The following is a 15,680-nucleotide window of genomic DNA, read 5'->3' as shown; positions in this document are numbered from 1 at the left end:
TGATCACGATCTCGCGTGGTCCCTCATGCGAATGATTTCACCACCGATTGCAGCAAAACCTTCAGCGATTTGTCATACGGCGTGACCGGCGGAATGGCACGGTCGATCTTCAAGAGCTGATAGACCGCATGCATGGCCGCGCGCACCGAATATTCGATCGTGAAAACGGCGTCTTCGGGCAGCTCGACATATTGGCCGATGAAGGCGAGATTCTGCGAGGTGAGCGGCACCGGCAGCGGCCGGTCGCCATAGCTGCGCGGCATGAACATGCTCATGATGTACGGCATCCAGCACGGCACGCAGCTCGCGTCGGCGAACACCGAGAGCGGAAAGCGCAGGTGCCCGCATAGTTCTTTCAGGATCTCGGCGCCGCTGCACTCGGACATCGGCCTGGGCACGAAATTGCCGACGCGATCGGGAAACAGGCCGTAGCCCCAGAAGATCTGGATGTCGTCAGGCTGGTTCGGAAAGTACGGCTGGGTATAGAGCACGATCGACATGCGCCAGTTCGAGTCGGTGAAGGTCACGAGCCCGCCGGTGCCGGCGACGTTGCCGCTGAAGGCCTGCATCGCGTCGAAGAAACGTGGATTGCGGCAGGTCACCGTGAAGGATTCGAAGCTCGACTCCGGGATGCACGCGTTGAACACGGCGGGATTGCCGAACTCGGGCCGGCCGGCCGCGAGCTTCTCCCACAAGGTCCAGCCATGGCTGTCGGCTTTGGTAAGCGGCTTCGGCGGGCTGTCATGGCTGCCGAGGCTGGTCGCGTCGGTCATCGAGCCCGCGGTGTAGAACACGAGATCGTCGCTCGCGAGATCGATGCTGCGGCGTGCGCCGTCCTGATTGAGCACGAGCCGGCTCGCGCGGTGGCGGCCGTCCGTGGTGACGATCTCGATGTCCTCGACGTCGGCGCCGCCGACGAAGTTGACGCCGCGACCCTCGAGCCAGCGCACCAGCGGCAGCACGATCGAGTCATACTGGTTGTAGACGGTCCGCTTGACGCCGCCGAGCGTATTCATCATCGGGAATTCGTTCATGAAGCGCCGCAGATAGCGCCTGAACTCGACGGCGCTGTGCCAGGTCTGGAAGGCGAAGGTCGTCTGCCACATGTACCAGAAATTGGTGGTGAAGAACGGCGGCGACAGCCAGTCCGAGATCAGCGAATTGCCGAGCTTCTCCTCGGAAGTCTCCGTGAGCCTCGTCAGCTCGATGCGATCCTGCATCGAGAATCCCATGGTGGAAACGTCGACCTTGTGCCGGTTGGCATCGACCAGCCGCGCCTGCGCGTGCGTGACGTGGAGCTCGTTGAAGGCGACGGTTTCGTTGAGGATGTTCTCCTTGGGCCGTGAGTAGCTGGGAATCGTCGACAGCAGGTCCCAGGTGCATTCGTATTGTTCGGTCGTCAGCATGCGTCCGCCGCGCATGGAGTAGGAGCCGTCGGCAAGCCTGGTGCCGTCGAGGCTGCCGCCATAGGGCAGGCGCTTCTCGAAAATGGTGATGTCCTGACCGGGGATGCCGCCGTCGCGGATCATGAATGCTGCGCCCGAGAGCGAGCCGATGCCGCCGCCGATGAAATAGGCCTTCATGAGATCGACCTGCTATCCAAGGGTTTGAAACACAATGACGAAAATGCCGGCAGGCGCGGCGTATCAAAAGCCGAATAAAAACCCGCCGAGGGTCATGTTACCGCGGCGGGATGAATTAGTCGTCAACACGTTGAGGTCGTCTATCCGCATGCGGCTCAATGTCCCGCCATGTGGCGGCCGATCTCGGTCAGGTCGGCTTCGCCGACGCGGGTCTCGTAGACGAGCTGGCCGTGGAAAATCACGACCAGGCGGTCGGAGAGTTCGAGCAGCTCGTCGAGATCCTCGCTGACCAGCAGCACCGCGGCGCCGCGGTTGCGGGCGGCCATGATCTCGGCATGGATCTGCGCCACCGCCGCGAAGTCGAGGCCGAAGCACGGATTGGCGGCGATCAGCACTTCGACGTCGTGGCCGAGCTCGCGCGCCAGGACGGCGCGCTGCACGTTGCCGCCGGACAGTGCCGAGATCGGCGTATCCGGCGTGCGGGTCTTGATCTTGTAGCGGTTGATCTTGGCGGTCGCATCCTTTCGGAAGGCGGACTTGTTCAGCCACCAGCCACCGCGGGCGAACGGAGCGCGGTCGAACTCGCGCAGCGCGATGTTGTCGGCGACGCTCATGCCGCCGACGCAGGCGTTCTTCAGCGGCTCCTCGGGCAGCAGCGACATCTTGTGGCGCCGCATCTCCTCGCGGCTCGCGGAATAGAATTGGCCGGAGACACGGACAGCGCCGCTCTCGGCCTCACGCTGGCCGGCAAGCACCTCGACCAGCTGGCGCTGGCCGTTGCCGGAGACGCCGGCGATGCCGACGATCTCGCCGGCGCGCACGGTCAGCGACAGATCATGCACGGCCACTCCGCCGGCATCGTCGCGTGCCACCAGCTTGTCGACCTCGAGCCTGACCACGCCGGCCTCGCCGGAGCGCGCCGGCTGTACGGTGAGCTGCTCGGCGCCGATCATCATCCGCGCCATGTCGTCCGGTGTCAGCTCCGACACCTTGCCGCGGCCGGCGAGCTTGCCGCGCCTGAGGATCGTGACCTCATCGGCGAACGCCATCACCTCGCGGAATTTGTGGGTGATCATCAAAATGGTCAGCTCGCCGGCCTCGACCATCTTGCGCAGCATGCCCAGGACTTCATCCGCCTCGCCCGGCGTCAGCACCGAGGTCGGCTCGTCCAGGATCAGGAAGCGCCGCTTGAGATAGAGCTGCTTGAGGATCTCGCATTTCTGCCGCTCGCCGGCGGAGATGTCCGACACCTTGGCGTCGAGCGGCACGCGGAACGGCATGCGCGCCAAGAAGGCCTCCAGCTCCTTCCTCTCCTTGGCCCAGTTGACCACCGCCGGTATGTCGTCACGCGCCAGCACCAGGTTCTCGGCCACCGTCATCGCCGGTACCAGCGTGAAGTGCTGGTAGACCATGCCGAGGCCGAGCGCATGCGCGTCCTTGGGATTGTTGATCTCCCGTTCGCGCTCGCCGATCAGCACGTCGCCCTCGGTCGGGCGGTAGTAGCCCATGATGCATTTGACCAGCGTCGACTTGCCGGCGCCGTTCTCGCCGAGCAGCGCGTGGAACGAGCCGGGCTTGACCTTCAGCTCGACATTGTCGAGCGCGGTGAACGCGCCGAAGCGCATCGTCATCGCGATCGCTTCGACCCCGAATGCCCCCGCAGGCGTCGGATCGTCGCCGATCACGACAGCGCCTCGATCAGCGCCGACGAGGTCGCGACCGCGCCGAACACGCCGCCCTGCATCTTGATCATCTTCAGTGCGTGGTCGTGATTGCCCTTGTCGGTGGCGCCGCAGCAGTCCGACAGCAGCACGCATTCGAAGCCGCGATCATTGGCCTCGCGCATCGTGGTGTGGACGCAGACGTCGGTCGTGATGCCGGTCAGCACGATGTTTTGGATGCCCTTCAGGCGCAGGATCAGCTCCAGATCGGTCGCACAGAACGAGCCCTTGCCGGGCTTGTCGATCACGATCTCCCCCGGAGCCGGGGCCAGCTCGGGAATGATCTCCCAGCCCGGCTCGCCGCGCACCAGGATGCGGCCGCAGGGGCCAGGGTCGCCGATCCCTGCGCCGATCTGTTGCGAGCGCCAACGCTTATTCGCCGGCAGATCTGACAGATCAGTGCGGTGGCCCTCGCGGGTGTGGATGATGCAGAAGCCCTGCGCGCGCATCACCGTGAGCACCGTCTTGATCGGCTCGATGGGGGCGCGGGTCAAGGAGAGGTCATAGCCCATCTTGTCGACATAGCCGCCGACGCCGCAGAAATCGGTCTGCATGTCGATCACGATCAGTGCCGTGTTCTCTGGACGGAGATCGCCGTTATACGGCCAGGCGTAGGGCTCGGAGCGGATGGTGCGCGCGGTCATGTGTGGTCTCCCTTAGCAGTCGAAGCTATCGGCAGTGCTTGCGTCGCCGCACCATCTCGGGCCTCATGGTTCGAGACGCGTCGCAAGTGCGACGCTCCTCACCATGAGGGTGGGCATGTTGCCGCGCAGAGACTCCTCATCCTGAGGAGGCCGCCGAAGGCGGCCGTCTCGAAGGATGGCCGCGAAGGAAGTGCCCGCTCCAACTTCTGTCCTCATGGCCAACTACCTGTCACCGCGTGATGGACAGCTCGGCCGGCGCGCCGCTGAGGGTGCGCTTCGGCGAGCAGGTGATGATCATGATGAGAAGCGTCAGGATGTAGGGCGCGGCATTGAACAAGTGATAGCCGGAGGTGACACCGACCGATTGCAGCGCCGGTCCGAGCGCGGCGGCACCGCCGAAAGCCAGCGAGGCCCACAGGCACAGCATCGGGTCCCAGCGTGCGAAGATGACGAGCGCGACCGCGGTGATGCCTTGCCCCGATGACAGGCCCTCGTTCCAGCTGCCGGGATAGAACAGCGACAGGAACGAGCCGCCGATGCCGGCGAGGAAGCCGCCGGCCATGGTGGCGCGCAGTCGGATCATTAGCACCGAATGGCCCATCGCCCGCGCCGCGTCGGCGCTCTCGCCGGCGGTGCGGATCAGGAGGCCCCAGCGCGTGGTTCGGAATGCCCACAGCAACAGCGGCGCGAGCACGACGCCGAGCAGGAAGAGGACGTTGATGCGCAAGGCCGCACGCACCTGCGGCACGTCGCTCCACCAGCCGAAATCGATCGCCGGAAGCCGCGCCGCCGTCGGCTCGATCAGCGGCTTGCCGAGGAAGAAGGCGAGGCCGGTGCCGAACAGCATCAAGGAGATTCCCACCGCGACGTCGTTGACGCGCGGCAGCGAGCAGATGCCGGCGTGCAATGCGCCGAGCAGCGCCCCGGTCAGGCCGGCGGCGAGCACGCCTGCCCAAGGCGATCCCGTGAGATAGGAGATGCCGTAGGCGCTCATTGCGCCCATTACCAGCGTGCCTTCGAGGCCGAGATTGATGCGGCCGGAGCGCTCGGTGATGCATTCGCCGAGGCTCACGAACAGGAAGGGCGTGGAGACGCGGATGGCGCCGCCGAGCACCGCGAGCGGCACGGTCCAGAGCCCGATATTGCCGTCAGCCATGGATCAGGACTTTCCTTTGAGGAAACCGATGCGGCCGTAAAGCGCGTCGCTCGCCAGCACCGAGATGAAGATGATGCCCTGCAGCACCAGCACCGAGGCATCGGGCAGGCCGAGCCGGCGCTGCAGCAGGCCGCCTGACGCATTGATACCGCCGAGCAGGATCGCGACCGGAATGATGGCGAGCGGATTCTGCCGCGCCAGGAACGCGACCAGGATGCCGGTGAAGCCGTAGCCGACGGCGAGATTGGCGTTGGTGCGGCCCTGCACGGCGGCGACCTCGACCATGCCGGCCAGCCCGGCGCAGGCGCCGGCGAGGAAGCAGACGGTGAGGATCAATTTGCCGACCGACAGACCGACGATCTTGGCGGCGCGGATGTTGCCGCCGGCGACGCGCGCGGCGAAGCCGAACGTGGTGTGATAGATCAGCACGTAGGACGCGATCGCCGCGATCAGGCCGAACACCAGGCCCCAATGCACGTCGGTGCCGGGAATGCTGCCGATCATGTTGGCGGCGCCGATCTCGCGCGTCGACGGCTTGTTGAGGCTCGCCGGATCGCGCATCGCGCCTTCGACGAGATGGTTGAGGATCGCGAGCGCGATGTAGACCAAGAGCAGGCTGGAGATGGTCTCGTTGACGCCGCGATACTGGCGCAAGCCCCCGGACAGCAGGATCCACAAACCGCCGCCGGTCATGCCGGCGATCACCATCGCGATCTGCACCACGAGCGGCGGCATGCCCTGCAGCGCCAGGGCCGCCGAGGTCGCCGACAGCGCGCCGATCAGCAGCGCGCCTTCGCCGCCGATGATCACCATGCCCAATTGCGCGGGCAGGGCGGTGCACAGCGCCGTCAGGATCAAGGGAGCTGCCCGCGTCAGCGTGTTCTGCCAGGAGAACCAGGTGCCGAAGGCGCCGTAATACATGTACCAGTAGAGATCGAGCGGGTTCTTGCCGAACAGCGCGACGAAGATGCCGAACACGATGAGCGCGGCGACAAGCGCCGCGCCCGGGATCAATATGTACTCGATGCTCCCGCCGTAACGTTGCAGGAAACCTGCGTCGGCGGCCGGCGCGATGGCGGCCGCATCAACCGGATCGGCCGCCTCTGATGTCACGACGTGGCTCCGATCACGCCCTCGACCAGGTAGTCCATCTTCTCGAGCTCAGGATCCTTCTGGCCGCGCTCGGTCCCGGCGGTGATCACGGTGTTGCCCTTGTTGTCCTTGATCGGGCCCTTGAAGATGGTGTAGCCCTCACCGAGGAACTTGCTCTTGATTTCGTCGGCATGCTTGCGTGCCTGCTCGGAGACCGCCTCGCCATACGCCGAGATCTTGACCACTTCTTCCTTGAGGCCGCCGCGATAGAAGTTCGGGATGCTCTCGCCAGCCTGGAGCATCTTGACGAATTTCGGATACAGCGCTTCCCAATTCCATTCCGCGCCGGTCAGATACGCCTTGGGCGCGAGCGGCGATTGGTTGACGTGATAGCCGGTGACGAAGGCGCCGCGGCGCGCGGCGTTCTCGACCATCGTCTTGGGACCGTCGACATGGCAGGTCAGGACGTCCACGCCCTGGTCGATCAGGCTGTTGGTGGCCTCGGCCTCCTTGACCGGCATCGACCAGTCGCCGGTGAAGATCACCTGCGTGGTGGCCTTCGGGTTCGCGAGCTGCGCGCCGAGCGTGAAGGCGTTGATGTTGCGCAGGACCTGCGGGATCGGCTTGGCCGCGACGAAGCCGAGCTTGCCGCTCTTGCTCGTATAACCGGCGACGATGCCGGCGATGTATTGCGCCTCATCGATATAGCCGAAATAGGAGCCGGCGTTCTTCGGGTCCTTCTCGCTCCACAGGCCGCCGCAGTGCTCGAAGCGCAGCTTCGGGTACTTCGCGGCCATCTTGATCATGTGCGGATTGTAGTAGCCGAACGAGGTCGGGAAGAGCAGGGTGGCGCCGTCGAGATTGATCATCGACTCGATCGTCTTCTCGACCGCGTCGGTCTCCGGCACCTTCTCCTCTTCGATGACCTTCAGCCCAGGCAGCTTCTTCAGCGCCGCTGCACCTTGCGCATGCGCCTGGTTGTAGCCGTAGTCGTCGCGCGAGCCGACATAGATGAAGCCGATCGTCGTCTCCGCCGCGAAGGCCGGCCGCAGGCCGGCGGCTGCGCCGAGCGTCAGCGCCGCGCCACCCTGCAACAGATGCCGTCGTGAAATCCTGCCAAAGTCCATTGGTGAGCTCCCTCGGCGGGTCGATCCGCCCGCGCTGTCATCACGGCTTCACCGGCACGGCGGAGCCTCGAAAGGGAGTGATCGCAAGCTTTGTGCCAGCGGCGCGCGGGCAGGCAGGCGCACCAAGTCGTTGAAATGGCGCCATTTTGCAGATGATCGGAGCTTAGGCAGACGAATTCCCCGCCCGGTCTTGGCCTATAAAATAATCAATCGACTTCAATTGTATGCAACGAGTTCGGCCGCGTGGGACCGGCGCCAACCGTGCCCGCGAGCCAGAGGCTGCGACGCGGCGGCGGCCGCCAGCTCAAAGCGAGGCAGAACGAATGTCGCAGTGAGCAGGAGCGGTGGCGCAATCGTCCTCCGCAGGCTGTTCGCCGGTGAGCGAGCCCTTTTCATATCTGCTGCAGACTGTCTGGGGTCTCAGATCCCGAGCAGCCAGACCGCGACGATGGTGCCGATCACAGCGAGCCCGCTGATCGTCCAGCCCGTCACATAGGCGCCGTCGTCCGATCCCGCGGGATCGACCATCGTGTCGCGCCAGCCTTCCTCCTGCCAGTGCCCCTGTTGGTACGCCATGCGAACCTCCTCGAGCCTGCCTCCCCGTGGGATAAGTCGGACACCCCTCGAGAAGGTTCAACCCCGAGCTGAAATCTTCGTTGCATGCGCTGCAACGCAAATCCCCGACATCCCCTCTGGTCAGGCCCGCGAAACGACCTAAGCTCGGGACGCGTTCCGCGAAGAGAACGAGGAAGTGGCCGGGCGGCAGGGCTGCGCCCGCAGCAGGGAAGGAAGAGCATCTGATGAAGGATTTCGCCGGCAGGATCGCCGTGATCACCGGAGGCGGCACGGGCATGGGCCGCGAGCTTGCCCGCCAGCTCGTGGCCGAGGGCTGCAACGTCGCGATGTGCGACGTCTCGGTCGAGGCGATGGCCGAGACCAAGCGGCTGTGCGAGGCCGAGAAGCTGCCGCAGGGCCTGCGCGTCACCACCCATGTCGCCGACGTCTCGATCGAAGCGCAGCTCCAACGCTTTCGCGACGAGCTCGCCGAGCAGCAGGCCACCGACAAGATCCATCTGCTGTTCAACAATGCCGGCATCGGCGGCGGCGGCAGCCTGTTCACCAACAGCCGCGAGCAGTGGGAGCGCACCTTCAACATCTGCTGGGGCGGCGTCTATCTCGGCGTCCGCACCTTCCTGCCGATGCTGCTGAAGGCGGACGAGGCGCATATCGTCAACACCTCGAGCGTCAACGGCTTCTGGGCCTCGGTCGGCATGGGCGTCTCGCACACCGCCTACAGCGCCGCGAAGTTCGCGGTGAAGGGTTTTACCGAAGCGCTGATCAACGACCTCCGCCTCAACGCGCCGCACATCAAATGCTCCGTGGTGATGCCCGGCCATATCGGCACCTCGATCGTCTCCAACTCGCGCAAGGTGCAGAGCGGCACCGAGTCCGACGAGCTCAGCGAGACCGAGATCATCCTGGCCCGCCAGCGCATGCAGGGCATGGGCATCGACGTCGCCGCCATGAGCGACGCCGACATCCAGGCTGCCGCCCGCGAGCGCGCCCGCAGCTTCCTCGAGGACGCCCCGACCACGGCGGCGCAGGCCGCCAAGATCATCCTCGACGGCGTCAAGGCCGAGCAGTGGCGGATTCTGGTGGGCGAGGACGCCAAGCTGCTGGACCTGCGCGTCCGCCAGTCGCCGGAGCAGGCCTACGAGCCGGAATTCTTCCAGCGCTTCGCGCAGGAGGCGGGGTGGAAGCTGGGGTAGGGCAGGTCCATTGGTGTAGTTGGGACGGGATCTCTCGCCCCGAGACGGTGAGCTCCCCTCCCCCTTGCGGGGAGGGGAGACGAGGCCGCCGCGCCGTCCCCGCAAAATGCGGAGACTAGGCAAAGCGTGAAAGCCGTTAGGCCCGTAGGATCTTTGCTACGCCGCCCTCATTACCTTGACGACGCCACCCGATACGCCATTCGCGTATGGCTCGGGCAATACGGCAACCCCTCGATCGGCTTCGACCCGCAGAAGCAGAAGTCATCCGCGCCGGGCGTCGAGATCGGCCAGCGGCAGCGTTCCTTGGAGAGCTCGAACAGCGAGCAGCCGTTCACGACGGTGCCGACCGGCTCCTCGACAATCACAGGCGGCGGGTCGTTCTGGACCGCGCGCAGGATGCGGCGGCGCAGCTTTGGCACGGGACGGCGTGCGCCATCGCGTGTCGTGTCGGCGCGGACCACGCGCCTGGAATCGCCGCCATTGTCGCGCGTCAGTGCCAGGCGGGAAATCTTGCCAATCACGGCGTTGCGGCTGACGCCGAGCTCGGCGGCGATCTCTCGGCAGGTCAGCCCGGCCTCAAAGTGCTGCTTCAGGGCCTGGAGCCGTTCCTCGGTCCAGGTGGGGAGTGTCTGTCGTTCGGCGGGCATTGTTGTCGCTTCCAAGTTTGATCCGTCCTGGATCGTCCTGGCCGACGGCTGCACCGAAAACTGTTGTCCGCGTTGCGTGTCCCTAGCTTACGCCCGTCCGTTGTCGCGAATCGACAGCAGCCCATCCTTGATGGCGAGCCGGATGCCTTCTTCAATCAACGTTCTGCAGACACCCGGAACGCTGGTGCCGTGGGTTCCCTGTTTCACGAGCTTTTCGAGATAGCCGATGGTTGCCAGGGCTAGGGTTACGGGGATGCGGTCAGTTTCGGCTTTTTCCGTCGCCATGCCTAAAAGCTAGTCCGTAACCGGTGTACAGAAAAGTAACTTTTTAGACTCTATTAGGAATCTAATAGGTTGTACAGCGACTTGGGGATAACTGGTTAAGTTATTGAATTTTATGTAAATATGACGGGCCGGGCCGGTCGCGACGGTGACTCTCCGCCCGCTCGGCGAGTCCGGGGCCGGAATCAGACGGCGAAGCACGGGTCGAGAAGATTCGCGTGAGCCGCGGTGTCCGACAGTCTCTTCAACCACCGTTGTGCCACGGTGCCTGGTTGGGGAACCCTGGCTGAAATTTTTGCAGAGCAGGCGGACGGTCATCGCGGCCACCGCGAGAAAATTCGTCATTCCAGAAATATCTCTTTCGCTTTTCCGGAAATTGTGCTTTAGTGTCGCCATCCCGCCTCAGCCGGAGGGGCGTTGCGCGCGATCGTCACGACACGCGAGGCGGGGAGCGATGGCCGCGATGGAGCCGCAGCGTGTCCTTATGGTCGCGCGGACGAACGGCTCGGCGCGGACGTGAAGTCGCAGCGTGCTGACACCCCGATGCTGGTGTCCCCGCGGTGGTACGCGAAAGCGCATCATCGCGTATGGTGGCCAACAAGCCCGGCGCACCAGGCAGACTGCGTATAAGCGTGAAGACCATCGCGCAGGGAAGGCCGGGCGTTTCTCGGCTGCACCTGTGGTACCTGCCGCCTGCATTTTTTCTCGCAGGCGGGCCGCGGGCGTCAGCCGACGCCTGGCCTTCCCTGCGCCCTCCGACCTTTCAGAGGGTGAGATGCTGCAGCAGAACTCGGGCATGACCTGCCGCGGGAATGCGGACGCTTGTCCCTGAGTTGCTCCGCTCTCGCCTCATTCTCCGTTGTCGTCCCGGGCAAGCCACGACGCGTCAGCGGCGACGTGGCGCCGACCCGGGACCCATAACCCCAGGGAGCAGTTGGTTTGCGCAGATCTGACCATCTTCACCCGTGCACGATGGCCTTCGCGATCATGCAATGAATGCCCTTGGAGCCATTGACTGTCTGGGTCACCCGCAGATCGGCGGCGAGGCTGCACAGCGTGTAGGCGTCCTCGCGCGACAAATTGCGCTTCTCGCCCAGCAGCACGATCATGTCGCGCAGCGCCCGCACCACGCATTGGTCGAGGTCGGGGTCCATCGCCATCGTCATGTAGTGCGTCGCCGTCTCGGCGCGCGGATAGTCGAACTTGAGATCCTTGCGCACAGTGAGACGGAAACGGCCCTGCAGCGCGGTCTCGATCGCGGTGACGCAGACCTCGCCGTCGCCCTGCACGCCATGGCCGTCTCCGCAGGAGAACAGCGCGCCCGGCACGAACACTGGCAGATACAGCTTGGCGCCCGGCCTAAGCTCCTTGTTGTCGAGATTGCCGCCCATCGCCCGCGGGATCAGCGATGTGATCCGGCCCCAGGCCGGCGGCGGCGCCACGCCCATCACGCCGAAGAACGGCGCCAGCGGCAGCTCCAGCCCCCACGGCATCTTGCCGACCATCCTGGTCTTGTCGAGTGGGATGTTCATCAGCCGGCTCTCGTGGAAATCGTCGGGCAGGGTGCCGGCCAGCGGCCGGATGAAATTGTAGCCCCAGTCCTGCCGCAGCTGGACGTCGAGGATGTCGACCTCGAGCACGTCGCCGACCTCCGCGCCCTTGACCGCGATCGGGCCGGTCAGGATGTGGCCGGGCACCATGCGCTCGCTGCGGGCGTGGACGTCGAACAATTCCGGCGGCACGTGGAATTTGCTGGTGTCGGGCACCACGTCGGGCCCGCCGCTGATCGAATCGATCGTGACCTCGTCACCGCTGTCGATCGTGAGCACCGGCTTCAGCCGGGATTCGAAGAAGCCCCAATGGCAGGTCTCGGGGCTCGCGTGCAGATGGTGATGGGCCATGGTCCTCTCATTCGTACCGGTTCGGGACCGAGCATAGCGCATCTGCTGGCCGCCGCAGAGAGATGGCGACGCATGGCGGCTGTCGTGTATGAGGGCGGCCGTGGCACCTCACCCCGCGCCGGAGCTCGCAATGTTCTTTGTCCTGTCGAAGACGCTCGGCCTGCTGGCACTGCCGACCAATTTCATGGTCGCGCTGGGCCTGCTCGGCGCCATCCTCATGCTGACCCGGTTTGCCGTGCTCGGCCGCAGGCTCGTGGTCTCTGCCATGCTGCTGCTGGCGATCGTGGGCCTGACGCCGCTCGGCAGCCTCATGCTCTATCCGCTGGAGAGCCGGTTTCCGAAATGGGACCCGGCGAGCGGCGCGCCGGACGGCATCATCGTGCTTGGCGGTCCCGTCGATTCCGACCTGTCGGTCATGTACGGCATGCCGGTGACGGTGGCGGGCGCCGACCGGGTGATCCAGGCCGCCGCGCTGGCGCGGCGCTACCCGAATGCGCGCATCCTGTTCACCGGCGGCAGCGCCAACCTGATCGCGACAGAGGCCAAGGAGGCCGATGTCGGCGCCGAGATCCTGCTCAGCCTCGGCGTGCCCAGGGAGCGGCTGTTGCTGGAGCGGCAGTCGCGCAACACCTACGAGAATGCGATCTTCTCCAAGGCGATGATCTCCCCGAAGCCGGGCGAGCGCTGGCTGCTGGTGACCTCGGCCTATCACATGCCGCGGTCGGTCGGGCTGTTCCGCAAGGCCGGCTTTCCGGTCGAGCCCTATCCGGTGGACTGGCGCGTCGGCCGCGTGCTCGACTTCGACGGCATCTCGCTGCTCGGCCTGCGTCGCGCCGACATTGCGGTGCGCGAATGGGTCGGGCTCGTGGCCTACCGCCTGCGCGGCCGCATCGACGATCTGTTTCCGGGACCGGCCTAGGCAATCGTCTTGCTGAAGCTCGCCGCTTTCGCGGCCAGCTCGCCGCGCACGCGCGCGACGACCGGCTCGTAGCGGCAGCTCGAATCCTGCCGGAACAGCCGCGCGCTCGGATACCACGGGCTGTCGTCGCGATCCCTGAGCCAGCGCCAGTCGGCGAGATGGGGCAGCATGATCCAGGTCGGACGTCCCAGCGTGGCGGCGAGATGCGCGACGCTGGTGCACACGGTGACGACGACGTCGAGGCAGGAGATCAGCGCCGCGGTCTCGACGAAGTCGGTCAACTCGACGGTGAGGTCGCGGATGCCGCTCTGCTGCGCCAGCACGGCCTTGTCGGCTGGCCGCAGCTCTTTTTGCAGGCTGATGAAATCCGCCCCGAGATCGAGCAGCGGCAGCAGGGTCGCAAGCGGCATCGAGCGGTTGCGATCGTTGCCCTGATGCGGATTGCCGGACCAGACGAGACCGACCCGCAGCCGGTCATGCGCTCGGAGCCGCCGCTCCCAGGCCGCGATGCGCTCGGCCGGCAGTGGCGGGAGATAGCTTGGCGGTGGAATGGTATCGAGCGTGGTGCCGAAGGCCAGCGGCAGGCTCATCACCGGGCAGTGCATGTCGAAGACCGGCCGCTTCAGGTCCGGTGCGTAGGCGAGGCATTGCGTCACGCCGTCGATGCCGGCCATCAGCGGCCGCAGCGCCTCCCGCACCACCAGGATCACCTTGGCGCCGCGCGCGGCGACCATCGGCACGTAGCGGGCGAACTGGATGGTGTCGCCGAAACCCTCGTCCTCCTCGATGAGGAGGGTCTTGCCGGCGATGTCCTCGTGGCCCAGCCATTTGGACTCGGCAAAGCGCGGATAGTCGATCGAGAAATCCGGCATGGCCCAGCGGGCCTCGCGCCGGGCCCAGCCGGAGACGAAGTCGCCGCACTGCAGCTCGATATGCGCGAGCTGCCACGCCGCCTTGGGATGATCGGGGACGAGCGCGAGAATCTGCCGGTAGACGGCAGCAGCATCCTCGAAACGCAGCAGCTGCAGCAGCGCAAAACCCTTGTTGAGCAGCACCTCGACGAAGTCCGGCCGCAACGCCAGAGCCTGATCGAACCACGGCAGCGCCTCCGCGCTGCGGCCGAGACAGACAAAGGCATCACCGAGATTGTTGCAGACCATCGGCTCTGTCGGCGCCAGCGCATGCGCGCGTTCGCAATCGGCCAGATACGCGTCGTAGCGTCTGAGCTCGCGGAGGCACCGGGCGCGCATCTGCAGCGACTGCAGGTCGTCCGGCCGCTGCGTCAGGCATATCGTGAAGGCTCGGGCGGCTTCCTCATAGCGCTGCTGCTGATGCAGCAGCAGGCCGCTCTGGAACGCAGCCTCACGGTGGGCGGGATCGATCGTCAGCGCGTGCTGATAGCTCAGCAGCGCCTCGGCGCCGCGGTCGAGCGCCAGCAGTACGCCGCCCATATGCTTCCACAATTCGGCATCGTCGGGCTTGAGCTGGATCGCCTTGTCGAACACCGCGAGCGCATCGTCGAGCCGGCCCATCTGCTTCAAGGTGAAGCCGAGGCTGGTGAGATAGTCGATCTTCGGCGTTTGTCGGATGGCCCGCGAGAACCACGCCACGGCGTGGTCGTGCTGCCCGGTCTGCAGCGCGACGATGCCCAGCAGCGCGAGGCTGTCGGCGTGGTTCGGGTCGGCCGCCAGCGCCTGCTCGCAGCACATCTGCGCATCGAGCAGCTGGCCGGCGCCGAGGTGATGCAGCCCGGCCTCGTAGAGCGCGGCCGGCGACAGCACCGGCGCTCCGCCGGGGCCGGCCTTCGCGCTTGTCGCGCCATCTTTCCGGTCGCGCTGGCTCATCGCGGGGCCCTGTCCGAGGATCAAAAATTCATAAGTGATTCTAGGGACATCGAGAAGGATCATGGTATGGCGTGCGAGCGCGTCGCGCAGAAATACTGGCCTCGGCCGGTGCAAGGCATTAACAAGCGCCCGACATCGAACGCACGGATCGCGCCATCCGATGGGTGCGGCAGAGGGGAACGCCACATGCAACAGCCGAGCGCGCCGGACAGGCTGGATCTGGTTGCCATGGTCGCCGATCTCAACAACCTGCTGCGGCTGAAGACGACCGTCATCGGCATCAAGATGTTCGCCCGCGTCGCCGACATGGAGGCGGTGGAGAAGATCCGCCGTCCCAACGCCGTGCACACGACCGACCAGATCGTCAGCATGGCCGCACGGCTCGGCTGGACCGTCGGCATCACCGGCGACGATCTCGTCGGCGCGCAATGCCGGGCCGTGATCGGGCTCGGCCCGCAGGACGAGACCTGGCTCAAGGGCGAGAACTATGTCGGAGTCTGGCACGGCACGGCCGAGGATGCGCGCAAGCGGCAGGAGGCGCTCGACGTCGTGCCGTTCGGCCGCTACCAGGCCATGGCGGTCAGCCCGCTTTCGAGCGGCCGGCTCGATCCGCCGGACATCTGCCTCGTTTATGCGACGCCGGGACAGATGATCATCCTGATCAACGGCCTGCAATATACAGGCTACAAGAAGTTCGAATGGGGCGTCGTCGGCGAGACCGCCTGCGCCGACTCCTGGGGACGCGCGCTGAAAACCGGCGAGCCGAGCCTGTCGCTGCCATGCTTCGCTGAGCGCCGCTATGGCGGCGTGCCGGACGAAGAGATGCTGATGGCGCTGAAGCCGTCCGATCTCGCCAAGGCGATCGCCGGCATGAAGCAGCTCGCCAGGAACGGCCTGCGCTATCCGATCGCGCCCTACGGCATCCAGAACGACGTCCGCGCCGGCATGAGCGTGTCGTATGGGAAGAAATAGGTGATCGTCATTGCGAGCGCAGC

Annotated in this window: 14 protein-coding genes; 3 read left to right on the top strand and 11 right to left on the bottom strand. The window is 65.6% G+C overall.

Features of this window, described 5'->3' with window-relative positions; translation table 11 throughout:
* Positions 1-23: 23 nt before the first annotated feature.
* The 7 genes from QX051_RS03990 to QX051_RS03960 all read right to left on the bottom strand — a co-directional run bounded on the left by QX051_RS03990 (position 24) and on the right by QX051_RS03960 (position 7,899).
* On the bottom strand, positions 24-1,583 hold the full coding sequence (locus QX051_RS03990) for an oleate hydratase (RefSeq protein WP_315774242.1): 1,560 nt from the start codon (positions 1,581-1,583) through the stop codon (positions 24-26).
* Positions 1,584-1,738: 155 nt separating this feature from the next.
* Entirely contained in the window at positions 1,739-3,214 is a 1,476-nt protein-coding gene (locus QX051_RS03985; RefSeq protein WP_315775311.1) for an ABC transporter ATP-binding protein, read from the bottom strand.
* A gap of 50 nt (positions 3,215-3,264) precedes the next feature.
* Positions 3,265-3,948 (bottom strand): isochorismatase family cysteine hydrolase, encoded by a 684-nt coding sequence (locus QX051_RS03980; RefSeq protein WP_315774240.1) that lies wholly within the window; start codon positions 3,946-3,948, stop codon positions 3,265-3,267.
* 229 nt (positions 3,949-4,177) lie between these two features.
* Entirely contained in the window at positions 4,178-5,104 is a 927-nt protein-coding gene (locus tag QX051_RS03975) for an ABC transporter permease (RefSeq protein WP_315775139.1), read from the bottom strand.
* Positions 5,105-5,107: 3 nt separating this feature from the next.
* Entirely contained in the window at positions 5,108-6,217 is a 1,110-nt protein-coding gene (locus tag QX051_RS03970) for an ABC transporter permease (RefSeq protein WP_315775138.1), read from the bottom strand.
* Positions 6,214-7,323: a BMP family ABC transporter substrate-binding protein gene (locus tag QX051_RS03965; RefSeq protein WP_315740200.1), complete on the bottom strand. Its 1,110-nt coding sequence runs from the start codon at positions 7,321-7,323 to the stop codon at positions 6,214-6,216. The genes QX051_RS03970 and QX051_RS03965 overlap by 4 nt, the downstream gene beginning before the upstream one ends.
* 420 nt (positions 7,324-7,743) lie before the next feature.
* On the bottom strand, positions 7,744-7,899 hold the full coding sequence (locus QX051_RS03960) for a hypothetical protein (RefSeq protein ID WP_315740199.1): 156 nt from the start codon (positions 7,897-7,899) through the stop codon (positions 7,744-7,746).
* A gap of 224 nt (positions 7,900-8,123) precedes the next feature.
* Between QX051_RS03960 and QX051_RS03955 the strand changes: the two genes are divergently transcribed.
* Positions 8,124-9,092 (top strand): SDR family NAD(P)-dependent oxidoreductase, encoded by a 969-nt coding sequence (locus QX051_RS03955; RefSeq protein WP_315774235.1) that lies wholly within the window; start codon positions 8,124-8,126, stop codon positions 9,090-9,092.
* A 170-nt stretch (positions 9,093-9,262) separates the two neighbouring features.
* On the opposite strand, the gene QX051_RS03950 is transcribed toward QX051_RS03955, so the two are convergent.
* The 3 genes from QX051_RS03950 to QX051_RS03940 form a co-directional block, all read right to left on the bottom strand.
* Complete coding sequence (locus QX051_RS03950) at positions 9,263-9,739, bottom strand: GcrA family cell cycle regulator (RefSeq protein WP_315775310.1); 477 nt, start codon at positions 9,737-9,739, stop codon at positions 9,263-9,265.
* A gap of 87 nt (positions 9,740-9,826) precedes the next feature.
* Positions 9,827-10,024: a hypothetical protein gene (locus QX051_RS03945; RefSeq protein WP_006614936.1), complete on the bottom strand. Its 198-nt coding sequence runs from the start codon at positions 10,022-10,024 to the stop codon at positions 9,827-9,829.
* 956 nt (positions 10,025-10,980) lie between these two features.
* Positions 10,981-11,922 (bottom strand): acetamidase/formamidase family protein, encoded by a 942-nt coding sequence (locus QX051_RS03940; RefSeq protein ID WP_315775137.1) that lies wholly within the window; start codon positions 11,920-11,922, stop codon positions 10,981-10,983.
* A 130-nt stretch (positions 11,923-12,052) separates the two neighbouring features.
* Here QX051_RS03940 and QX051_RS03935 point away from each other — a divergent pair, with 130 nt between their 5' ends.
* Positions 12,053-12,841 (top strand): YdcF family protein, encoded by a 789-nt coding sequence (locus QX051_RS03935; RefSeq protein ID WP_315775136.1) that lies wholly within the window; start codon positions 12,053-12,055, stop codon positions 12,839-12,841.
* Here QX051_RS03935 and QX051_RS03930 read toward each other — a convergent pair.
* Positions 12,838-14,685: a tetratricopeptide repeat protein gene (locus QX051_RS03930; protein WP_315775135.1), complete on the bottom strand. Its 1,848-nt coding sequence runs from the start codon at positions 14,683-14,685 to the stop codon at positions 12,838-12,840. The two genes, QX051_RS03935 and QX051_RS03930, sit on opposite strands and share 4 nt — an antisense overlap.
* 186 nt (positions 14,686-14,871) lie before the next feature.
* Between QX051_RS03930 and QX051_RS03925 the strand changes: the two genes are divergently transcribed.
* Complete coding sequence (locus QX051_RS03925; protein ID WP_315775134.1) at positions 14,872-15,657, top strand: DUF169 domain-containing protein; 786 nt, start codon at positions 14,872-14,874, stop codon at positions 15,655-15,657.
* Positions 15,658-15,680 lie beyond the last annotated feature (23 nt).

The sequence above is a fragment of the Bradyrhizobium sp. SZCCHNR1053 genome (assembly GCF_032381235.1).
Classification (GTDB): Bacteria; Pseudomonadota; Alphaproteobacteria; order Rhizobiales; family Xanthobacteraceae; genus Bradyrhizobium.
The sequence above is the reverse complement of the archived record's forward strand: the minus strand, read 5'-3'. Positions and strand labels throughout refer to the sequence as shown.